General features: G+C 52.2%; 1 protein-coding gene. It reads right to left on the bottom strand.

The features are described 5' to 3' along the window. Positions 1-110 precede the first annotated feature (110 nt). Positions 111-1,559, bottom strand: a complete 1,449-nt coding sequence (locus tag QP752_RS11165; protein ID WP_284805530.1) for an integrase core domain-containing protein — start codon at positions 1,557-1,559, stop codon at positions 111-113. Between the last annotated feature and the right edge of the window lie 140 nt (positions 1,560-1,699).

The following is a 1,699-nucleotide window of genomic DNA, read 5'->3' as shown; positions in this document are numbered from 1 at the left end:
TGTAAAGTGTCAGCACCTCGTGCACGTTGAGTGTCATCAGGTTGTGCACACTGGGTGTCAGGAGGTTGTGCACACTGTGTCCCATGGGTGTGTGCACAGTCCTGCGTGTTTTAGTGGAGTAGTTTGTCTGGGCTAATGGTGGCGAATCGTTTTTGGGCTTTTTCGTGTTTGATACGCCATTGTTTGGGTGGATCCTTCATCCACACGCCTTTGATGTTGTAGGAGTTGATGTATGCCTTTGTCTTTGCGATAGCGACCACGGGAAGTGGGATCGACAAAGCGAGTTCACCGTCTTCGGCATCCCAAAAGCCAAGTTCGCTTTCTGTGGCTGTGCGGTGGAAACTTCTGTTTCTCATCGATCGGGGAACAGCAATGCGCATCCCTTGGAAAAACACCATCTGATTAGCTTCAGTGACAGTCACTGTACCGAAACCGTTGTCATCTGAGTCAGCAATACTGGGGCATGAATAGCCTGTGACTCCACCGTTTCGTTTCGGACGTGGTGGTTTTTCATCCTGGCGGATAACCCCTGAGGTGAGGTAAGCGTTACGACGTTGAAGCGCGTAGTTTTCTGCTTTCTGCTTTAGCACCTCCAGTGGGATCGGGTCTTGAGGTGGCACAACCCCAACAAGGTGCCACGCTGTGGCCGGGGTGACACACTCTGGAAGGCCCTGGTGTGGGCGCCGGTTATTGTATTGATCTCGATACTTATCGATCAGCACCTCGCACTGCTTCAGTGTTTTTGGTTTGTGTGCCTCCAAGAATCTAAACAGTGTGCGGTGTGAACGCTCGTCTTTACCTTGAGTTTGCGGGTTGCGTGGCCTGCCGGAAATACTCAAGCACCCAACCGATGCCAGGTAGGCTTCCAAGGGGCCAACAACACCGTTGCGTAGCTGGTTAAAAGCAGCCCCATTATCACTGAGAAGTTCATGCGGGGCACCAAAGGTGGCAATGGCCTTGCGTACAGCATCTGTGGCATCTTTAGAGTTTTCGTGTGCCGCATAGGCGCAGGTACCGACATCGAAGCGGGTAGCGTCATCGATGATTTGATAGATGGTGACAGGTGTTCGTTTGTCGTCGTGGAGGCGATAGTAAAACCCATCAATTTGCCACATGTGCATGGCTTGACCACGCTGGAAACGAACACGGGTGATCTTGGGGCGTTTCTTCGGGTTTGATTCCACAGCTCCTGCCGCACGCAACAGGCGAGCAATCGTGGATACGGACGGCACCGGATCTGCTAGCTCTCCTGATGCAATACCTTCAAACCGAATGGAGATGGGACCATAGTCCCAGCCCTGGGTTTTCAAACGCTTCCGGATCACAAGCAGTGCTGCGGTCACGTGCTCGTCGTAGGTCCTTGCTGGGGTGATCGGGGCGCTGGAATGCGGATGCAACGCGGCACCTGCTTCCTCATCGTATCGGGCACGGATGTTGTAGAACGTGCGGCGGGAGATCTTCAACTGTTCGCAAAACGCGGTGATAGATAGACCGTGACCGTCGAAGGGATCGAACTCAATAATTTTCCGGCGAATCTCCGGAGGAATTGCCTTACTCATTATCCGATTGTGCCCGACACACAGCATAAAAGGTCACGAAACTGTGCACAATGTCATGACATTAGGTGTAAACAATGTCATGACCTTAAGCGTGCACACTGTCATGACTTTAAGCGTGCAAAAGGTAGTGACACATAACA

The organism is Corynebacterium sp. UMB10321, assembly GCF_030228725.1.
In the GTDB taxonomy this organism is placed as follows: domain Bacteria; phylum Actinomycetota; class Actinomycetes; order Mycobacteriales; family Mycobacteriaceae; genus Corynebacterium; species Corynebacterium pseudogenitalium.
This window is presented reverse-complemented; position numbering and strand designations above follow the sequence as displayed.